At 31.9% G+C, this 18,950-nt stretch carries 21 protein-coding genes; 13 read left to right on the plus strand and 8 right to left on the minus strand.

The features are described from left to right. The first annotated feature begins 114 nt into the window (after positions 1-114). Positions 115-798 (plus strand): phosphoribosylaminoimidazolesuccinocarboxamide synthase, encoded by a 684-nt coding sequence (locus MPR_RS08350; RefSeq protein WP_006258958.1) that lies wholly within the window; start codon positions 115-117, stop codon positions 796-798. A 55-nt stretch (positions 799-853) separates the two neighbouring features. On the opposite strand, the gene MPR_RS08355 is transcribed toward MPR_RS08350, so the two are convergent. From MPR_RS08355 to MPR_RS08380, 6 genes are all read right to left on the minus strand, one after another. After that, positions 854-1,093, minus strand: coding sequence for a Sec-independent protein translocase subunit TatA/TatB (locus MPR_RS08355; protein WP_041891437.1), 240 nt, complete (start codon positions 1,091-1,093; stop codon positions 854-856). A 94-nt stretch (positions 1,094-1,187) separates the two neighbouring features. Continuing rightward, positions 1,188-2,267 (minus strand): alanine racemase, encoded by a 1,080-nt coding sequence (locus tag MPR_RS08360; RefSeq protein ID WP_041891440.1) that lies wholly within the window; start codon positions 2,265-2,267, stop codon positions 1,188-1,190. 4 nt (positions 2,268-2,271) lie between these two features. Continuing rightward, complete coding sequence (locus MPR_RS08365; protein ID WP_041891442.1) at positions 2,272-2,715, minus strand: GNAT family N-acetyltransferase; 444 nt, start codon at positions 2,713-2,715, stop codon at positions 2,272-2,274. Positions 2,716-3,134: 419 nt separating this feature from the next. After that, positions 3,135-4,253, minus strand: coding sequence for a GNAT family N-acetyltransferase (locus tag MPR_RS08370; RefSeq protein WP_041891444.1), 1,119 nt, complete (start codon positions 4,251-4,253; stop codon positions 3,135-3,137). A gap of 87 nt (positions 4,254-4,340) precedes the next feature. Continuing rightward, positions 4,341-5,009 (minus strand): spermidine synthase, encoded by a 669-nt coding sequence (locus MPR_RS08375; protein WP_041891447.1) that lies wholly within the window; start codon positions 5,007-5,009, stop codon positions 4,341-4,343. Between the two features lie 79 nt (positions 5,010-5,088). Further along, positions 5,089-5,607: a helix-turn-helix domain-containing protein gene (locus MPR_RS08380; protein ID WP_041891450.1), complete on the minus strand. Its 519-nt coding sequence runs from the start codon at positions 5,605-5,607 to the stop codon at positions 5,089-5,091. 232 nt (positions 5,608-5,839) lie between these two features. Between MPR_RS08380 and MPR_RS08385 the strand changes: the two genes are divergently transcribed. The 11 genes from MPR_RS08385 to MPR_RS08435 all read left to right on the plus strand — a co-directional run bounded on the left by MPR_RS08385 (position 5,840) and on the right by MPR_RS08435 (position 15,574). Continuing rightward, entirely contained in the window at positions 5,840-7,063 is a 1,224-nt protein-coding gene (locus MPR_RS08385; RefSeq protein ID WP_235280647.1) for a M14 family metallopeptidase, read from the plus strand. Positions 7,064-7,151: 88 nt separating this feature from the next. Further along, entirely contained in the window at positions 7,152-7,631 is a 480-nt protein-coding gene (locus MPR_RS08390; RefSeq protein WP_006258948.1) for an Lrp/AsnC family transcriptional regulator, read from the plus strand. A gap of 162 nt (positions 7,632-7,793) precedes the next feature. Next, on the plus strand, positions 7,794-8,798 hold the full coding sequence (locus MPR_RS08395; protein WP_041891453.1) for a metal-dependent hydrolase: 1,005 nt from the start codon (positions 7,794-7,796) through the stop codon (positions 8,796-8,798). 12 nt (positions 8,799-8,810) lie between these two features. Then, the gene (locus MPR_RS08400) at positions 8,811-9,758 is read left to right on the plus strand and encodes a hypothetical protein (RefSeq protein ID WP_041895303.1); all 948 of its coding nucleotides are present in this window, start codon (positions 8,811-8,813) and stop codon (positions 9,756-9,758) included. Positions 9,759-9,888: 130 nt separating this feature from the next. Continuing rightward, positions 9,889-11,178: a kynureninase gene (kynU, locus tag MPR_RS08405; protein ID WP_041891456.1), complete on the plus strand. Its 1,290-nt coding sequence runs from the start codon at positions 9,889-9,891 to the stop codon at positions 11,176-11,178. 411 nt (positions 11,179-11,589) lie between these two features. Next, complete coding sequence (locus MPR_RS08410; RefSeq protein ID WP_041891460.1) at positions 11,590-12,156, plus strand: LURP-one-related family protein; 567 nt, start codon at positions 11,590-11,592, stop codon at positions 12,154-12,156. Positions 12,157-12,242: 86 nt separating this feature from the next. Continuing rightward, a complete protein-coding gene (locus MPR_RS08415) occupies positions 12,243-12,830 on the plus strand; it encodes a hypothetical protein (RefSeq protein ID WP_041891465.1) in 588 nt (195 codons plus the stop codon). A gap of 71 nt (positions 12,831-12,901) precedes the next feature. Further along, positions 12,902-13,549, plus strand: a complete 648-nt coding sequence (locus MPR_RS08420) for a DUF4240 domain-containing protein (RefSeq protein ID WP_041891467.1) — start codon at positions 12,902-12,904, stop codon at positions 13,547-13,549. A gap of 218 nt (positions 13,550-13,767) precedes the next feature. Beyond that, the gene (locus MPR_RS08425) at positions 13,768-14,436 is read left to right on the plus strand and encodes a hypothetical protein (RefSeq protein ID WP_041891470.1); all 669 of its coding nucleotides are present in this window, start codon (positions 13,768-13,770) and stop codon (positions 14,434-14,436) included. Then, positions 14,414-15,025 carry an SMI1/KNR4 family protein gene (locus tag MPR_RS08430; RefSeq protein WP_041891473.1) on the plus strand — a complete coding sequence of 204 codons (612 nt, stop codon included), beginning with the start codon at positions 14,414-14,416 and terminating at the stop codon, positions 15,023-15,025. Before MPR_RS08425 ends, MPR_RS08430 begins: the two co-directional genes overlap by 23 nt. Positions 15,026-15,040: 15 nt before the next feature. Beyond that, positions 15,041-15,574 (plus strand): hypothetical protein, encoded by a 534-nt coding sequence (locus MPR_RS08435; RefSeq protein WP_041891476.1) that lies wholly within the window; start codon positions 15,041-15,043, stop codon positions 15,572-15,574. A gap of 39 nt (positions 15,575-15,613) precedes the next feature. Here the strand turns inward: MPR_RS08435 and MPR_RS08440 are convergent, their stop codons facing one another. Further along, a complete protein-coding gene (locus MPR_RS08440) occupies positions 15,614-16,843 on the minus strand; it encodes an MFS transporter (RefSeq protein WP_041891478.1) in 1,230 nt (409 codons plus the stop codon). Positions 16,844-17,077: 234 nt separating this feature from the next. On the opposite strand from MPR_RS08440, the gene MPR_RS08445 reads away from it, so the two are divergent. Next, the gene (locus tag MPR_RS08445) at positions 17,078-17,833 is read left to right on the plus strand and encodes a hypothetical protein (protein ID WP_041891482.1); all 756 of its coding nucleotides are present in this window, start codon (positions 17,078-17,080) and stop codon (positions 17,831-17,833) included. Between the two features lie 78 nt (positions 17,834-17,911). On the opposite strand, the gene MPR_RS08450 is transcribed toward MPR_RS08445, so the two are convergent. Next, positions 17,912-18,658: a glutamine amidotransferase-related protein gene (locus tag MPR_RS08450; RefSeq protein WP_041891486.1), complete on the minus strand. Its 747-nt coding sequence runs from the start codon at positions 18,656-18,658 to the stop codon at positions 17,912-17,914. Between the last annotated feature and the right edge of the window lie 292 nt (positions 18,659-18,950).

Below are 18,950 nucleotides of genomic sequence, written 5' to 3' on the forward strand. Positions count from 1 at the left end.
TTTTTTTATGTTGTTTAGTTTTGATTATAGCTGTTATAAATAAAGTTTCTGAAAAATAGTTAGAGTTGGGACATTTGTCTTATTTTTGAGCTTTAATAACAACACTAACACACAATGACATTAAAGTATCAAGGAAAGACTAAAGATGTATATAGTCTATCAAACAATCAAGTTCTTTTAAAGTTTAAAGATGATGTAACAGGAGAAGATGGTGTATTCGATCCAGGTGCTAATACAGTAGGATTAACGATCGATGGAGCAGGGAAGAGTGGACTAAAAATGACAAAACACTTCTTTGAAGTTTTAGCACAAAAAAATGTACCTACACATTATGTTTCTGCTGATATAGAGGATGTATCAATGGTTGTAAAAGAGGCTATACCTTTTGGAAAAGGATTAGAAGTAATCTGTCGCTATAGAGCGGTAGGAAGTTTCTTTAGAAGATATGGCGCTTATTGTACAGAGGGTCAACCATTAGATAGCTTCGTAGAAGTAACTATTAAAGATGATGAAAGAGCTGATCCAACTATTTCTGACGATGCATTAGAAATGTTAGGTATTTTATCAAAAGAAGAATATGCTATTTTAAAGTCTCGTACTAAAGAGATTTGCCAAATTATAAAGGATGAATTAGCTACTAAAAACTTAGAGCTATATGATATCAAATTAGAATTTGGAAGAGATAAAGCTACAAATGATATTATTTTAATAGACGAAATTTCTGGAGGTAATATGAGAGTGTATAAGGACAATGTCTATATCGCTCCATTAGACTTAGAAAAGGAGTTCTTAAAATAAGAAGAAAATAAAAAAGGGATATAGTAATATATCCCTTTTTTTTGCTTAAAACCCCTTATTTAATAGGTTCGTTTGTCGAATCAACATTGCTTTTTGGCTCTTGAGCATTCTCATTTGCAATAGCATTAGTTGTATTTGTTTCTCTTGTAGCTTGTTTGAATTCTTTAATTCCTGTTCCAAGTCCCTTCATTAATTCTGGAATTTTCTTTCCACCAAAAAGTAATAAAGCTATTGCAACAACAACTATTAATTCAGAAGGAGCTACTCCGCCTAATGGGATAATTGTTGAAACCATATTGTAAAGATGTTTTGATTGAGGAAAACAAATGTAATTAAGAGAATTCTTAATCAATTTTTTTTAACATGATTTTAATTTGTGAATAAAGGAATTACTCTTTACCAATTACTCTTTTTTCAACATAATTAGAATTCATAATTCTAAGAATCCCCATATAGCTCATATAGAATGAGATAGTGTCACCTACTTTTAAGTTATCAGGATTATCTCCTAGATCCATAACCATCATATCAGAACTAGATCCAACGAATTGTTGTTTCGCATTAGTAGGTGTGATGTGATCTTCTTCTATATCTAATAATCCGAGATCTATAATTGCGCGATAATTAACGCTATTTTCCCATTCTGGTGCTAATTCTACTTTCTCTCCTGTCATTTTTAGACCGAATTCTCCTTCAGGCATCATTGGTTTTTCATATAACTCAATGATTTCGGCATGAAGCATAAAGATATTCTGTTCAAAATCAGGATAAGCTACATTGTCATAGGCATTGGTTCCCATAAATAAGGTCTCTCCAATTCTAAAGTGATTAATAGCAGTTGGGATAGTTTCATTTAATATTAAAGGAAGAGTTACAGATGCACCTCCCGATAAATAGGGGATTTGTTTTTTAAATTTAAGCTCTAGTAAGTCTCTAAATAGCGTTAGCTGTATTAACTTATCATTATTAGGTAATACACCATACATACAAGTAAGATTAGTTCCTAGCCCAATAATATCAATATTAGGTAGGTTAAAGACTTGGCTATAGAAATCGATTAGTTCTTCTCTTAGAACACCTTCTCTCAGTTCGCCAAGTTCTACCATAATAACAATTTTATGTACAGTGTTTTGACGTTGAGCTTCTTCTGAAAGAAGTTTTATCGTCTCTAGTTCTGTATTAAAACTGATATCAGCATATTCAATAATCTCTTCGATACTGCCATTAGGAGCAGGTTTTATATAAATGGTTTCTACTGTGGGATCAATTTGTTTGATCATTTTTAAATTAGAAACTCTAGAGTCACATATTTGTTGAGGGTTTAATGCTAAAACCTCTCTAAGGAAGGTCTCATCACCACAAAGTAATTTACCTACAACAGCCCAATGTATCTCTTTCTCCTGAAATAAGGTATCTAGTTTGTTGTAATTATGTTTTAATTTACTTTGATTTAATGTTATATAAGCCATCTTCCTATTTTGTTAATCTCATTTCTATGTATTTTTTCTCAAAACCTTTTCTTTCATATAAGTTTTGAGCAGGATTGTCTTTATCTACATGTAGTGCGATAGATCCATGAGCTTCTTGTTTTAGTTTGTCTATTAATTGGCCTCCTAAACCTTGACCACGTACGCTTGAGTCTATTGCGATATAGACAAGAATATGCTCAGGAATGAAGCCTCCCATTAATGTGTCTAATAAGACTGTAATACCAGCAATTTTATCATCTTGGTTTTTGGCAACTAATACAAACCCTCCTGGTTTATTATCATAAGAAAGAGCGTAGTGAATTGCTTTTTCGATATCTTGTTTTTCGTCACCATATTGTTCTAAATGAAGGTATAGAAAGTCTACATATTCTTTGATCTGTGATTCGTTTGTAGAGGTGTGTTTGTCTATTTTATGAATTGAAAGCATAAAAAAATGTTTATATGCTTATTTAGGCTTTACAGAAAAGATGAAGACAAAAAAGAAAAGGTAAAAACCTTTGATTTGAAAGTGAAAAAATAGAAACGAATATTGTGTTTCTATGGAATATCTCTTTTAATAAAATAGCTAAATAAGCTTGATTAAATAAATTTGATTTTTGTAAAAATACAAAAAGTTTGATGTTTTGACAAGTTTAAATAGATTTTATTGATAAAAAGTAATTGTTATTAGCTATAACTATACTTTGTTTTTCTTTATACAAAGAGGGGTAAGCCCTTTGTTATAAAGGATTTAGTACTGATCTAGTAAGAGAGATAAATAATAAAACAAATGATACTGATTATCAGACGATTTTAAAGTTAATAAATAAAAAAAGACTAATAGTAGGTTCTATTAGTCTTATGTTTTTATTGAATATCTAATCGATATGTTTTGCGTTCTTTGTGAATCTCTGGATCTAATTGTTTCCACAACTGTTGAATCTTATTGTTTTCAATCAATAGGGGATTAGTTTCCACGAATGTGATATTGTGCTTTGTAAAACACTTGTATATCTCTTCAAAAATTACTGCAGTAACTCCTTTGTTTCTATATTCTGGATCTACACCAATTAAATAGAACTCTGCGTGACTGTTTTTCTTAATCGCTTGTAGTAGATGCCAAAAACCAAAAGGAAATAGTTTTCCATTTGCCTTTTGAAAAGCTCTAGAAAAAGAAGGCATTGTAATGGCAAAAGCAATCATTTTATTGTTTTCATCCATAATACAAGAGATATAGTCTGGATGAATGAACTGTAAATACTTCTTTTTATAATGCTCTACTTGGAACGGCTCTATAGGAACAAAGCTTTGTAAGTCTGCATAAGTCTTATTTAATAGAGCAAACATCTCATCAACATAAGGCATTAGTTCTTTTATGGTTTTAAACTCTAATACTTTGACTTTATATCTCGTCTTGACAAGAGAAGACATCTTGTCTATTTTTGGTTTGTCGAATTTAGAAATATCGAGTTTATACTCAATCCATTCAGCCTCAGGTGTAAAACCAAGTTGCTGCATATGTTTTGGATAATACTCAAAGTTGTATAATCCTATCATAGTGGCTACATAGTCAAATCCTTTAGTTAGCATTCCTGCCTTATCCATATTAGAGAATCCCATAGGACCTTCTATATATTCCATATTTTGACTTTTTCCGAATGCGATCACAGTGTCTATTAAAGCTTTGGTCACTTCTATATCATCAATCATTTCTAACCATCCGAAGCGAACTTTAGGTTTGTGTAGATCTTTTACTTCTGTCCAGTTGATGCAACAAGCAACTCGTCCTACGATTTCATTGTTTTTATAAGCTAGGTAAAAGTGAACATCTACAGTCTTGAAGATATCATTGTTTCTATCAAAACTTTTGATTTCTTCTTTGATCATAGAAGGAACCCAGTACTTATTGTCTTTATATAGTTTAAAAGGGAACTTAACGAATTCTTTAATTTCTTGATTCGTTTTAGCTTCTCTAATTTCAATCATTTTATTTCGGTTTTATAAACTCAGGATTACAAAGATACTTATTTGTGATATTAGAAAAACATAGTTTATCTAATTAAAGTATAGTAACTATTGTAGTTTCTTTATCGTAAGGAGTACATTGTATTTTTGTTGTTTAGGATAAGAACGGATAGAATAGTTTTCTTTAGGAAATAAAGTATAAAACTGTTCATTTCGATTTTCATCTTCTTCTGTCAATACAATGGTATTAAATAAGATAAAGCCTTTGGGATTCAATATTTTTTGTATTTGCTCTACAAAATATCGTTCAAATAAGAAGTCTGGCATTTTAGCATCTTGGAAGATATCTATGATGATTAAATCATACTGTTCTTTAGAACGCAAGACAAATTCAAAAGCATCTATATTGTGAATAGTATGGTTTGTACTGTATTGCTCGATACCAAAGTATTTTTTCCCAATAAATAAAATAGCTTCATCTAGTTCAACACTATCAATAGCGTTAAGGTATTTCACCTCATCTCTTAGTGTTTTTAAAACTCCGCCTGCACCTAGACCAAGGATAAGCACCTTGTCCATATTCTTGATTTTTTCAAAACCAATAAAACTGAGGCCATTCTTTAATACCTTTTCTAAATTTCCATAAGAGTAGTTAGTATGCTTGGTGTCTACTACGAGATGACCATCTATCCAGGTCACTTCTAATTGCTGACTAACTTTTGAGGGGATTTTCTTTTCTATAATAGGAGTAAAGTAACTTAGGATTCTCTTTATCATTTTTTCTAGCTCAACTTTACTTCAAAGATAAATCAAATATTAGACACATAGAAAGGCAATTTTTAATACTTGATAAGGATTAAAATTCGCGTGGTTTAAACTGACTAAATGTTCCGTCTTTATAAAAAATAACCACTTGTTCTATGTCTCCTTTATTTGTTCCAAAGGGAAAAGGAGGGAGAATATTCTCAGTGCTATTTTCTTGTTTTGGTTCTTGAATTTGATCCATTTTTTCAGAGACTTTACTCTCCTTTTTTTCTGAAAAAGAAGGGGTGATTTCTTCCTCTTTTTCACTAGAAAAAAGATCAGTTGAGTAAGGAGTGGTCATTGGAGTAGAAGGAGGAGTTTGGATTATTTTAGTGATAGTAGTGGTATTGTCTTTCTCTAAATAATTACCTGTTCCTTTGATTAACCATTCCAAACTTAGCTCAGGAAAAGCGTCATTTATTTTTAAAATAAAGTCTAAACTAGGTTTGTTTCTACCTGACAAAAGATGAGATAAACTAGATCTTTGCACACCAACTTTGTCTGCAAAAGAAGAGGCAGAGTAGTCATAGTTGTGAAGTATAAATTCAAGTCTGTTTACAAAGTTATCCATAGTATTTTGTTTATAGAAGTAAATAGTTTTAGTGTTTACAAATGTAATATCGTTTATTATATTACAAATGTATACATAATTATAATTGTAAACAACATTGAAGTTTATATTCATATAAAGCATATTTAAGTATTGAATATTAGTTAGTTAATCTACTATGTTTAATTTTGTAAACTTCTAAAGTGTTAGTGTTAGTCGTCATGCTTTAATTATGTTACTTTTGTAAACAAGGATGTTCTTTAAATTGTTTACAGATGTAAAAGATAAGTTATTTACATTTGTAACATCATATAATAATCAAGGGATGGACTATAACTTTTTAGTAGAAAACTATACGAATAAATGTGTGTCAGGTAGATATGTGACAGCTGACATGATTAGTGATTTTTTAAATGACTTAAACCAAAAGTTCAAGGTTGAGGAGAAAGGAAAATCAGTAGAAGGGAGGTCGATAAAAACAGTAACTTGGGGTGTGGGTACTACACGTATTTTTATGTGGTCTCAGATGCACGGAAATGAATCTACAACAACAAAAGCAGTACTGGATTTTCTTCATTTACTTAATCAAGAAAAAGAGAGTTTTATTAAAGAGTGGTATGCTAAGTTTACCTTTTATATAGTTCCTATTTTAAACCCTGATGGAGCACATTATTATACTCGTGTAAATGCAAATCAAGTTGACCTTAATAGAGACTCTATTAACCTTACTCAACCAGAAAGTAGATTACTTAGAACCTTGTTAGAAGAGTATAAGCCAGACTATGCTTTTAACTTACATGATCAACGAACTATATTTGGTGTAGGAGAGACAGGTAAGCCTGCTACAATATCTTTTTTAGCACCTTCTTATAATGAGGAGAGAGAAGTTAATGATAATCGTTTAGAAGCAATCAGATTAATCGTAGCGATGAATGAAGAGCTTCAAAAGGTTATTCCTGGACAGGTAGGAAGGTTTGATGATGGTTTTAATATAAATTGTATTGGTGATTATTGCCAAGCACAAGGAATACCTACTATATTATTTGAAGCAGGACATTATCAGGGGGATTATGATAGAGAATATAGTAGTAATATTGTTTTTAGGAGTCTTTTAATATCGGTTTCCGCGTTGATTAATAAAAATTACACAGATAATACAATAGAATCATATATAAGTATACCAGAAAATCATAAAAACTTTAATGATATTGCAATTGAGGGGGTTACATTAAAAGAAACTGGAGAAGATTATATTGTGAAAATTCAATATTTAGAGCAATTAGAAAGTAATAATGTTAAATTTTATCCCATTATTGTTGATATTATTAAAAAAGAAAGTAAATTTGTCCATCATCGTGTCAAGGAAAACTTGTTTTTCTTAGAGAGTATTAAAAATACAGAAGATGCGATAGATAAAATATTAACTGATGTTGTAGAGTTAGGTGGGCGAGAGGTTAATTATTTATTAAAAAAATAATAAAGTTTATTTTTTTTTCAAAAAATGTAAATTTTATTTAGTATTATTGTACAGAATTATAGATTATAATAAGATAAATAATTGATTTATGAGTAAATTTCGTTTAGATGAAATCGATCACCAAATCTTAGATATGTTGATTGACAATACGAGAGTTCCTTTCACTGATATAGCAAAAAAACTATTAATCTCAGCAGGTACTGTTCACGTTCGTGTTAAGAAAATGGAAGATGCAGGTATTATCCAAGGATCTTCTTTAACATTAGATTACGAAAAATTAGGATATGCTTTTATTGCATACATTGGAATCTTTTTACATAATACTTCACAAACTAAGTTTGTATTAGAGCGTATTAATGAAATTCCTTTCGTAACAGTAGCTCACGTTACTACAGGTAAATTTAATGTTTTCTGTAAAATTAGAGCAAAAAATACACGTCACGCAAAAGAAGTTATTTATATGATTGATGACATTGAAGGAGTTTACAGAACTGAATCAATGATTTCTTTAGAAGAAAGTATCAATGATAAAAAACGTTTAATGCACACTATCTTTAAAGAATTATAAGAACTGTGTGTTTATAATATAGAAAAGAGGATATCATCATGATATCCTCTTTTTTTTGTATTTATCATATTAAGAGAATCCGATATTTCCTTTATTTCTTCATTGTTTAGGTTAGCTTTTCAGAACACTTTTCATTTTCTTTGTAACTTAACACAAAAAAATATGGACTCGTTAACTCAAATTGTACTAGGAGCAGCTGTTGGGAATGCTATTATCGGACGTAAGATAGGCAATAGAGCAGTTTTATATGGAGCGATAGCAGGCACGATACCTGACTTAGACATTTTAGCTATGTTCTTTACAGATCCTATAACTGCTGTAGAATTGCATCGTGGATTCACACACTCTATTCTATTTGCTTGTTTCGGAGCCATATTATTTGGGTATTTACTTTATTATATAGAAAAGAAGAATAAAGTAACCTATGAGGAGGGGTTTTGGCTTTTCTTCTGGGGGTTCTTTACTCACGCTCTTTTAGATATGTTTACCACATGGGGCACACGACTGTTTTGGCCTCTTGATTATTCTTTTGCGTTCAAGTCTATTTTTGTGATAGATCCGTTATATACTTTACCTTTTGCTTATTTCCTAATACGTTCGATGCGAGAAAAGTCAAATCTGGATAAAAGGATGTATTATAATAGAATGGGGTTCTATGTGAGTTCATTCTATCTATTTGTGACATTGACATTAAAAGCGTTTGCTTTTTATAGCTTTACGGATGCATTAGACCGTCAAGGAATTAAGTATACAGAAATGTCTGTAAAGCCTACAGTGATGAATACGATACTGTGGAATGCAATAGTAGAAACAGACAGCTCTTTCTTAATAGGGGAGTATTCTTTCTTTGACAAATCTCCTATTACTTTCCAGGAGTTTCCTAAAAACCACACATTGATAAAGTCTCTAGAGACTCATCCACTTATTGTTAGATTGGTAAAGATTAGTGAAGGATATTATACTTTCTCTGAAAAGAAGGATGAAATCTATTTTAATGACTTGCGCTTTGGTTTACTGAAAAATGAAGGTGAAGAAGTACAGTTTGCTTTTAGTTATAGATTCTATTTAGATGATAAAGGAGAATTACAAGTAGAAGAGGTAAAAAAGGAACGTAAAGACGGTTTACTCTTGCTAAAGAAATTGTGGACTAGAATATGGGGTATTTAGAAAGGAATGGTTATGAACTTATATCAAAAACATTTTATTCATATTATATCAGAGCAACTTCCTCAGGGGATTAAGTTAGTTGATTTTATTTCTGAACTGATTCATTTAGGTAAGGAAGCTTGTTATAGAAGAATCAGAGGAGAGGTAGAGTTTACTTTGACAGAAGTAGTTACTATTGCTAAAGCCATGAATATTAATCTTACTTCTTTAATCATTAGAGAAGGTGGAGATAAGATTACTTGTAATCTTAGAGTCTCTGAAGGAGATTCTTTAGAGCGAGTTTATATCAGAATGATGGAAGCAGAATTAAACGTTTTGGAGGGGTTTGAACAAAAAAGTAAGCATACACTTCACATAGCATGTAAAGAGCTCCCAGAGCTTCTATATTTAGCTTCTGAAAGTTTGATGAAGCTTCGTCTAATGAAGATAGAATTAAATCAAGGAGCTCTGATTCCTACTGCGTTTGATAAAATAGAGATTACCTCAGCGATTAAGCAAATTCAACAGAGGTATTGGCAAGCTTTAGAGAGCTTTAAACTTACTTTATACTTAGCTCCAGATATTTTAAACACTTTAGTATATGATATAGCCTATTTTTATAGAATCAATACGTTGACAAATGAAGAAAAAACGCTAATACAGCATGAGCTTAATGAAGTATTAGATCTACTAAGTTTAATAGGAAGTACAGGCAAGTATAAGGATAAAGAGATAGAGCTCTATCTATCTTATCTAGGTTTAGATATTTCTCATAGTTATTTAAAATCGGATGGATTAGAAGCAACCATAGTTCACTTGAATAGTCCCAATAGTATTTTATCGTTTGATCCAGCCTTTAATAAGGCACAAGAACATCGTATTAGCATGATAAAACGAACTTCTACCTTGATTAGTTTATCGGGAGAATTGGAGAAAGTAGCTTACTTAAATAAGCAGAGAGCAATTCTTAAAAATATATAAAGAGCAAGTGATTGTTCTTTTTTTGTAAAAATAGACAAGAATGAGATTTCTTGTTTCGCTATTAGACACGGATTCAAAAGTTTTTTTTCTTTTATAGTTGTTATTTGCAGTTAATAAAAACAACGTAGCAATGGCAAATAAAGATTTTCAACCAGGTATAGAACAAGCGAAAGCACTTGATAAAGCAGATGTATTACATAAATTTAGAGAGAGATTCTTCCCTTTAGCAGATAATAAGATCTATATGGATGGTAATTCTCTAGGACTAGCTTCTAAAGATGCAGAACAGGCTTTACTTCAAGTAATGGAGGTCTGGAAGAACGAAGGTATTCTAATCTGGAATGTAGAGAACGGACATTATTTTAATTATGGCAAAAACCTAGGTAATAGAGTAGGGCGTTTAATTAATGCAGAGGAGAATGAGGTAATGATCACAGCTAATACAACGCTTAATATACACCAAGTGATCGCTACGTTTTGGAAACCAACTAAAGAACGCTATAAAATACTAGTAGATGATCTAAACTTCCCTACAGATAGATATGCTGTAGATAGTCAGATAGCACTAAAAGGCATGAAGGTAGAGGAAGTTCTAAAAGTTGTGGAAAGTGCAGATGGAGTGTTTATTGATGAGGACGCAGTGATAGAAGCGATGACTCCAGATGTGGCTATTATCTTATTGCCGTCAGTCTTATATAGAAGTGCTCAACTTTTAGATATGGAGAGACTGACTAAAGAAGCGCATAAACGCGGTATTTATATCGGCTTCGACCTATGTCATTCTATTGGAGCAGTAGCGCATGATTTTGAGGTTATTCAACCTGATTTTGCTATCTGGTGTAATTATAAGTATCTATCAGCTGGCCCTGGTTCTACAGCAGGAATTTATGTGAACAAAAAACACTTTAATAAGACTGTAGGATTAGCGGGGTGGTTTGGAAATAAAGACGAAACGCAGTTTCAGTTAAACCATGAGTTTGAACAAGCTGCGGATATAACAGCATTTCAGACAGGTACGCCTAATATCTTTTCGATGGCACCATTAGAAGGGGTATTAAATATTTATGAAAAGGCAGGGATGAAGCATATTCGAGCTAAATCTCTAAATTTAACTGCTTATATGATGTACCTAATTGATAGTCACCTTAAGGTATACGGGTACACCTATAATAACGAAACAGAAGATCATAAACGTGGAGGGCATGTAGCTTTAGTACATGATGAAGCTTATAGAATTTGTTTAGCATTAAAACATCATAATATTATTCCTGATTATAGAGAGCCTAATGTAATTCGTCTTGCCCCTATAGCCTTGTATAATTCATATGAAGAAGTCTATACATTGATCGAAGTATTAGAAGTAATCGGGCAAGGCCAGCAATGGAATAACTTTAGTAATGAAAGAGCAATAGTGGTTTAAACCTGTGTTTGATCTATAATTAGTTCTTTATCCATTAAATAAGGAGTGAAATACTCAAGGATTCTATTTATAAATAATGAGGTAATGAATCTTTTTATTCTTAGTATTTATAGCGATACTAGAGATAGGATTGTACTGACGTGCTAGGAGATTGCTAGAGGTGTTCTTGCACCTTTCTTCGACAAAGAGGCCTTCTGGGCAAGAAAAGCCCTAGAAATCTCCTAGGAAACCCCTAGAATGTGCAAGCCAAACGAGCTTATTATTTATACATATTGACATTGCTTTGAAATAATACTGTTACTTGATTCTGTTTAATCAAACTGAGGTTGTATTATAGAAAAAGACTTTTTAATAGTATTTGGAGCGCCTTTTCTTTTTACTTTTACAATAGAATTAGAAATTGTTTATTGAATGATTATCGATATTAATCAACACAAAATCTCTATTGGGAGTCACTATGACATATTTATTGATGGAGAAAAGAAGTATTATGGAAAGCAAAAGCTTTTTAAGTTGTTTGCAGAAGTGAATTTGTTTGCAGAAACAACCAATGAACAAGCCTTTAAGGTCAAAAAGAAATTCTTTCTATTGTACCCTACCTATGTACTAACAGATAGTCAAGGAAAAGAAGCTATATTAGAGATGAAGTCTTATTGGAAGACTCATTATCAATGTACTTACCAACATAAAGTATATGATATCTATGCACATCGAGGGCGAAAGTGTTCTGTTTTTATAAATGGAAAGCAAGTAGCATGGTGGGATAAACAAGCAGTTTCTTGGTTTGATGGAGATAATTATCAAATTATAGCAGATGATGATATTAATGAACAAGTATTAATTGCTTGTTGTTTGGCTTATGATAATTATACTTATAAATCTCAAGATAAAGGGGTGTTTAATTATGATTTAGGTAACTTAGTCTTTCAAAACAGAAGTTTTGATAAGCAATGGAAACCTAACAATAAAAATAAATAAAGCATTTTAAGATAAAAAGGCTCTCGACACTAGTGTTGAGAGCCTTTTTATCTTTAGTTTTATAGAGTCAAACACAAAGATGAATAATGGTTATAGAAGTAGACCAATTGGTAGATTACCATTTGATTAAGTACAAAGGGTTTATCAATAAGGAGAAGAGATTTTACGCAGAACAGAATGTAGATAGCGATTTTGTAGATATTAATTTGTTTTCAACGACTAGTGATATTCCTGTTTTTAATATTAGAAGAGGAGAAGGCACAGGTCTATTTAAGCCTGCAAAATATGTCTTAACAGATCAGCATGGGAATACAGGGAGGTTAGAAATGCTCTCTTATTGGAAAACTCACTATCAATGTCATTATAATTATAAGGTATATGATATTTATGCTCATCGTGGACTAAAGTGCTCTATTTTTGAAAATAGGAAGCAAATCGCTTGGTGGGATAAGGAAAGAATAAGTATTAGTTATGCTGATAATTATTTCATGATTGCCAATAATGATGTTAATCAAGAATTACTTATTGCTTTTTGTCTAGCGTATGATGATTATCATTTTGAACCATCCATATATAGAAGACATCTCATAAGGGATAAAATAAAACTAAGTATAGGAAATATCTTTTTTGAGAAAAGAAAATTTGATAAAAACTGGAAGGCAAATAAATATTGAGTAAAACAAAATCCAATAGATAATATTATCTAAATTTATAAATAGAACAAGAACCTTAAAAATATACAGAAATGAGTATTCTAAAAGCAACACAACAAGAACAAGATAACTTCTTTTGGAAGATTATAGATGAGTCTAATGATGTAAAAGACTTTGATTGGGAAGAATATGACCAAGATCAACACATCGATCAAATGATTGATATATTAAGTAAAACAGACAAAGATCATTTAATCGTTTTTGAAAAAGTAATGCAACAACAATTACATAGATTGTACACTGCTGAAATAGCAGAGCTGTACATCGTCTTGAATAATGACTTTGATGTAGAAGAAGGTGTTATAGATTTCGATGATACGATTTCTGATGATGCATTTATCTATTTTAGATGTTGGTTATTACTTAAAGGAAAAGACTTCGTAGAAGAAATCATAAGTGATATTCAGAACTTTGTGAATGGAGAATATAGTTTTGACATTGGAGAGTGTGATGCAGAAGAGTTGTTGTATGTAGCAGACCTAGCTAATGAAGAAATGACAGGTATCGAAGAGTCTGAAGAGATTAGAGATGCTATTTATGAATCTTTTCCAGATGTAGTAAACTATGATGATGTAGAGGTGAAGATGAATAGAGAGGTAAAGGGAGGAACAGCACTACATAAGATGTATCCTGAGCTTGTAGAAGAAATATGTGATGTACGTTCTGACGTAGAAGAATAAGATAAGAGGAAGTATAGAGCATAGATGCTTTATACTTCCTTTTTTTAACTCAGATTAAGCGATAGACATATAAATCAAGTAATTTACAAAATAGGTCTGAACTAGTGAGTAAAGCATACTATAGTATCGTTTTAGAGCTAATGAGAGAGAGATGAAGTAAAATTGCTTTGTGGTATTTGGTTAACGTATAATCTGGGTTTAAATAATAAAAGGTAAGTATGAAAGGAAAGACATTGTTTAGGAGTTTGTTTATAGCAGGTTTGTTATTTGTGGCTACAGAAGCACAAGCTCAAAAAATAGAGAAAAATTATAGAGAAGATTGGACTTATTCGCATAATAGATATGATGCCCAATTGGAGAAAGCTTTCTTTGGTGGTCTAGATTTTTCGGATAATAATAGAAATAAAATAGAATTTTCAAAAGAGTATCTAAACCTAGAATACAGCGGAATTCTGGAGGATGACGAGTTACAGCAGTTGTTCTTAATGGACTTAGTTAAGAAGTATAAGTATACTAATCGTTATACAGCAACTTATGAGGTGGATATGTTTGGAAAAGTGACGATAAAAGATAACCAAGGAAATAAGATTGAATACGGTACAGATCTTTTTGGGAATAAAATTTATGAAGACAAGAAAAGAGGGATTAAGTATTCTATTGGAAAAGATTTAATGGGAGACTATAACTATAAGTCTGGTAGAGAAAGTGCTAGTTTAAAGAAAGATATCTTTGACAAATGGAAGTATACAGATAGTTTTGGTAATAAATTAGAGATAGGACAAGAGACATGGGGACGCTGGATTACACAGTTTAGAGATGAAGAGGGAGTATTATTTTATTTGATAACCGTATTCTTTAGACCAAATGAAAACATTATGTATAGATAAGAAGGAAGATATCATCATTCCTTTTACTAAAATAGGTGATCCTTTATGGAAAGACAAGACTAAACTAATCATTGAGTCCTTAGCTGATAATTGGGGAAATGATTTAGTAGACCCCAAATCAGAAGAGGAAATACAACTATTAGAAGCAAGAATAGAAACCAGTTTACCAAATTCTTTAAAGGAGTTTTATAAAGTGTTTGGGGTAGCTGATATAGGCGAACAGTTAATCAGCTTTGACGAAATAGACTATATTATAAAAATATGGGAACCTCACCCAGAATACGGACCTAGTTTCACCCTGGAGGACTTATCAGTGTTGCCTTACTTAATTACTTTTAGTGATTATCTAGGTAATGGGAATATGTTCTGTTTTCATAAAGAGACTAAAGAGATCTATTATTTTGATCATGATAGTCAACCTTATTTGACAAAGATGTTTAGTCATTTTGATGATTATTTAAAAGGGTGTTTGGTTTTTGCGCAAGCAGATTTATTTGGAGAAGTAGGGCAGGATAAAGTAGATCAATGGACAGAACAAATAGTTGATGAGCTGATAGGAGCAGACCTAGTTCGTAAATGGAGATATTAAAATAAAACAATTGGAATGATAGAAATAACTAATTGGAAAACTTTCGAAGAACAGTATAACTTTGAATCGTCTGTATATAATTATGTAAAAGAATCACTTGAGTTAATCGGTCAGTCTACTTTAAAAGAAGAGATCTTTTGTTCTTTTGCTTTTAACTGTAGTGCTTATAATGGGTATGTATTATTGAGTTTAGACACTGATGTGCTGAATAGAGAACGAAAGTATTACCCACCAGATTGGACTTATGAAGTTGTAGAAGATTATGTTTTAGAGCTTAGAGATCTTGGTGCTCGTCTTTATGAGCCTATAGAAGATGCATATCACAGTATTGTACAGGATTTAGAAGATCAGTATAAGTTCGATGATTTTACTAATGGCTTCTTGACTAGTTTGAGAAGAGTAATGGTACGGATAGAAAGAGAGCATCTTCTATCACAGTATTTAAAAGTAACACCTGAGATATGGACATTGGTTACCGAAATAGATGCTGATGAAGAGGAAGAAGAAAGCTTATTACAAGAAGAGCGTACTCGTAGTATGGAAATATAAAACAAAACAAGGGAAGTAACTTACTTCCCTTGTTTTGTTTTATAAAGTTCGTTTGCGTACTAACTTATTAACTCTACTCATTAAGATAATACTTATAGTAGAGACAAGCACAAGCACATAAGCCACAATATTGTAATTGATAAGTGGGCTGTTATCATGCTCTTGGTAGACAATTAGCCCTGCGATAGCAGCGGCTATACCTCCAGATATTTGCTGTAGAGAAGATGTGATACTCATATAAGCCCCTCTGTCCGCTGTATCAGGGACAGCACTATTAAGAGCTGATGAAGGAACCATACGACTCATAATCCCAATCATCATAAAAATGTTAGTCATAATCACTAACCAAAAAGGGATCTGAAAGAAGTTTGTGTACACTACACTTACAACCATTAACCAAATAGAGGCAAAAGCAAATAGTTTAAATTTACTCATTCTATCACTTAATTTACCTATAAATGGCATAAGTGTTAATGAAGTAACTCCTGATATCATAAAGAGGATAGGTAATTGATCAGGGTGAACACCTAGGTTATTGACTGCAAAGATAGTCCCGAATGGCATCATCATAAATCCTCCTACGGATAACATGGTGATAGACATAAATCCTATTCTATAATCTTTATTCTTAAGTGTATTCCACAGATGTGTAATAACGTTTTTTTGAGGTTGCAGAGTTAGGTGATCTTTCACAGGTTTTAAATACATCGCTATAGCAATAGCTATAAGGATAGATAGTCCTACAATCATGAAGAAAGGAGCTTCCCAAAACCACTTGTTAGCAATATATAGCCCAATAGGAATACCGAGTACTTGACTTGCACCGAACCCCATTTGTATAAACCCCATTACACGACCTCTCTGATGTAGACTAAAAATATCTGTCACAATAGCCATAGAGATAGAACCTATCACTCCTCCAAATAATCCTGTGAAAATTCTAGCTAGAACTAAAGTCTCATACGAATTTGCTAGTCCACAGAATAAGGTCCCTATGATAAAACCAATATAGAAGAACAATAAAAGTTTCTTTCTATCAAACTTATCTGCAAAACCTGCAGTCAGTAATCCTGCTGCTCCAGCGCTAAAAGCATAAGCTGATACAGCTATTCCAAAATCTTTTGTAGACATAGATAAGCTCTTTAGTAAGAGATCTCCTAGAGGAGCCATAACCATAAAGTCTAAAATAACAGTGAATTGTGTGATAGCTAGTATGAAAATAACGATTTTTTCATATTTAGTAAAACCTTGATTTGATGTTCTTTTCATAGTGAGATATATCTTCCTCCTTAGTTTATTTAAATAAAAAATTAAAGAAGTTGCTGCAAATATAAACCATTATTCTTTTCATTATCTTTGAATAAGTAATTAGGGCATTATGAGATTTTTAGTGACTAAACTAGTAAAGATGTGTCTCAATAAAATGCTCTTGTATAAATGTAGAATAAGAACTTACTACATTCTATAAAAGGTAGAGGATAATTAGGGTTAATAAAATGAATAATGAGTATAAATTTATATAAGAAAAGGTATAGTGAGCTTTCTAAAAAATTTAGAGAGAGTTGTAGTATTAAAGATTTAGCGTCTGACTTATTTGATTTACTGTATGCTTTGCAAGCAGAGGAACAAACAAGTGAGAATATACTGTTGCAAAGTCATATTTATGCCTTGTTAGAGTATTGGGAGACTGCATATAGATTGTTACTTGAAGTAGAAAGTAGTAAGACTCATAAAATCCAAGATAAGCTTTTTGTGTTCTCAGAAAAAGCGAAATCGCATAAGGATATTTTTGGTGTAAAAGACCTTCGAAAGTTAAGAGAAAGAAAGACAATAGACCTTCTGTTCCCAGAAGATATCACCCTTGTAGGGGGAACTAATAATCAATATAGTATAAAAGAGAAGAGAGTAGTTATTTTTAATAAGTACTGTCCACTTGATCGGTTTTTGATTATTAGTCATATTCCTTTTGATAGCAGAGCACAGTCTAAGGTGATAGATTATCTATATTGGCTTACAGACTTGCGTGAAGAGTTAATAGGATTCTATAATAGTGAGAATAACGCTTTCCTTCCTTTCTTAGACGGAAAAGCAGATGATGATTGGTATGACACATTAGATCTATATAGCGCTACAATTTACTTACACAACCTAAGTGATATTACAGCCTCTATTACGATAGGAGACGAGATTATAGTAGATCATATAATAGATATAGAAATTTCTAATAAAGAATGTATCGAAATGAGTATAGATGGATAATAGAATATTTTGACTCTATTTATGTATGTGAAGCCTGTATGAGTTAGAAGTGTATTCTAATTAATACAGGCTTCTTGTTTATAGATGATGAAGTGGTTTGACTTCAGCTTGTTGTTTATATTCTTCTACTAACTTATCTAAGAATGTATATAAGGCTTGATTCATTCTAGTATAGTCATATTTCATTAGTTGTTGAGCAGACTGTACAAAGGGATGATTAGCATATTTCACTAAGCTTTCATGATCATTGGCAAGAATTAACTCTATTACTTCTGGTGTAAATTCCATATGACACTGCAATCCATATACTAGATTAGAATACTCTATTATTTGTCTAGGACATCCTTCGCTAGTAGCGAGTACTATGGCATCTGGTGTAAGTCCTGGCATATCATTGTGCCAGTGGCCTACTGGAAGTCCATTTTCTATATGTTTAAACTTTGGATGAGTCTTTCCTTCATCTGTAAGGTGAATAGGCCATACACCAAACTCTTTTTCTGGGCTGTGACTATAAGCGTTACACAGAGCTTCTCCTATAAGTTGCGCTCCTAGGCAGACTCCGACAACTGCTTTATGAGCGAGAATACACTTTAGTATTAACTCCTTTTCTTTTTGTGCATTGAAGTAAGGACACTCCTCCGTTGTAGTAATAGGATTTTGAGGGCCTCCTAAGACAATAAGTAAATCAATATGCTCTGCTGAGGTTGGCAAAATGTTATTTTCATAGGTTTTAGTCATGCTGACACTATAGTTATGTCTTTTTGTCCAAAGCAGAAATGCGCCTGGAGCCTCGTATTCTTCATGTATTACAAAATGTATGTGCATTATATCAGTTGTTTGATTTGTGACAAAGATAAAATGTGGTCTAGCCAAGGGAATAGTCCAGAATAATTAAAGCTTCCTAGTCCAAGGAGATAAGGCAAAATTAGAAAGTATAGGGTGTATGGTTACTTATATTTTATTAAAATATACTAAATAAGTATGGTTTGTTTGTTTTTGTTGTTTTTAAAATGGCTTTTAATGTATAAATAGTTTTAAAATGGTTGTTAAGTGGTATTATTATAGGTGTAGCCTCTGTTTTATTGTGTTTTTGACAATACTTAATGTAGTTTTGTAT

The organism is Myroides profundi (genome assembly GCF_000833025.1).
Classification (GTDB): Bacteria; Bacteroidota; Bacteroidia; order Flavobacteriales; family Flavobacteriaceae; genus Flavobacterium; species Flavobacterium profundi_A.

What these genes read in the sequence shown, in the direction of transcription:
- MPR_RS08350 (WP_006258958.1), top strand. Translation starts at nt 115, where the DNA reads ATGACATTAAAGTATCAAGGAAAGACTAAAGATGTATATAGTCTATCA.
- MPR_RS08355 (WP_041891437.1), bottom strand. Translation starts at nt 1,093, where the DNA reads ATGGTTTCAACAATTATCCCATTAGGCGGAGTAGCTCCTTCTGAATTA.
- MPR_RS08360 (WP_041891440.1), bottom strand. Translation starts at nt 2,267, where the DNA reads ATGGCTTATATAACATTAAATCAAAGTAAATTAAAACATAATTACAAC.
- MPR_RS08365 (WP_041891442.1), bottom strand. Translation starts at nt 2,715, where the DNA reads ATGCTTTCAATTCATAAAATAGACAAACACACCTCTACAAACGAATCA.
- MPR_RS08370 (WP_041891444.1), bottom strand. Translation starts at nt 4,253, where the DNA reads ATGATTGAAATTAGAGAAGCTAAAACGAATCAAGAAATTAAAGAATTC.
- MPR_RS08375 (WP_041891447.1), bottom strand. Translation starts at nt 5,009, where the DNA reads ATGATAAAGAGAATCCTAAGTTACTTTACTCCTATTATAGAAAAGAAA.
- MPR_RS08380 (WP_041891450.1), bottom strand. Translation starts at nt 5,607, where the DNA reads ATGGATAACTTTGTAAACAGACTTGAATTTATACTTCACAACTATGAC.
- MPR_RS08385 (WP_235280647.1), top strand. Translation starts at nt 5,840, where the DNA reads ATGTTCTTTAAATTGTTTACAGATGTAAAAGATAAGTTATTTACATTT.
- MPR_RS08390 (WP_006258948.1), top strand. Translation starts at nt 7,152, where the DNA reads ATGAGTAAATTTCGTTTAGATGAAATCGATCACCAAATCTTAGATATG.
- MPR_RS08395 (WP_041891453.1), top strand. Translation starts at nt 7,794, where the DNA reads ATGGACTCGTTAACTCAAATTGTACTAGGAGCAGCTGTTGGGAATGCT.
- MPR_RS08400 (WP_041895303.1), top strand. Translation starts at nt 8,811, where the DNA reads ATGAACTTATATCAAAAACATTTTATTCATATTATATCAGAGCAACTT.
- kynU (WP_041891456.1), top strand. Translation starts at nt 9,889, where the DNA reads ATGGCAAATAAAGATTTTCAACCAGGTATAGAACAAGCGAAAGCACTT.
- MPR_RS08410 (WP_041891460.1), top strand. Translation starts at nt 11,590, where the DNA reads ATGATTATCGATATTAATCAACACAAAATCTCTATTGGGAGTCACTAT.
- MPR_RS08415 (WP_041891465.1), top strand. Translation starts at nt 12,243, where the DNA reads ATGGTTATAGAAGTAGACCAATTGGTAGATTACCATTTGATTAAGTAC.
- MPR_RS08420 (WP_041891467.1), top strand. Translation starts at nt 12,902, where the DNA reads ATGAGTATTCTAAAAGCAACACAACAAGAACAAGATAACTTCTTTTGG.
- MPR_RS08425 (WP_041891470.1), top strand. Translation starts at nt 13,768, where the DNA reads ATGAAAGGAAAGACATTGTTTAGGAGTTTGTTTATAGCAGGTTTGTTA.
- MPR_RS08430 (WP_041891473.1), top strand. Translation starts at nt 14,414, where the DNA reads ATGAAAACATTATGTATAGATAAGAAGGAAGATATCATCATTCCTTTT.
- MPR_RS08435 (WP_041891476.1), top strand. Translation starts at nt 15,041, where the DNA reads ATGATAGAAATAACTAATTGGAAAACTTTCGAAGAACAGTATAACTTT.
- MPR_RS08440 (WP_041891478.1), bottom strand. Translation starts at nt 16,843, where the DNA reads ATGAAAAGAACATCAAATCAAGGTTTTACTAAATATGAAAAAATCGTT.
- MPR_RS08445 (WP_041891482.1), top strand. Translation starts at nt 17,078, where the DNA reads ATGAGTATAAATTTATATAAGAAAAGGTATAGTGAGCTTTCTAAAAAA.
- MPR_RS08450 (WP_041891486.1), bottom strand. Translation starts at nt 18,658, where the DNA reads ATGCACATACATTTTGTAATACATGAAGAATACGAGGCTCCAGGCGCA.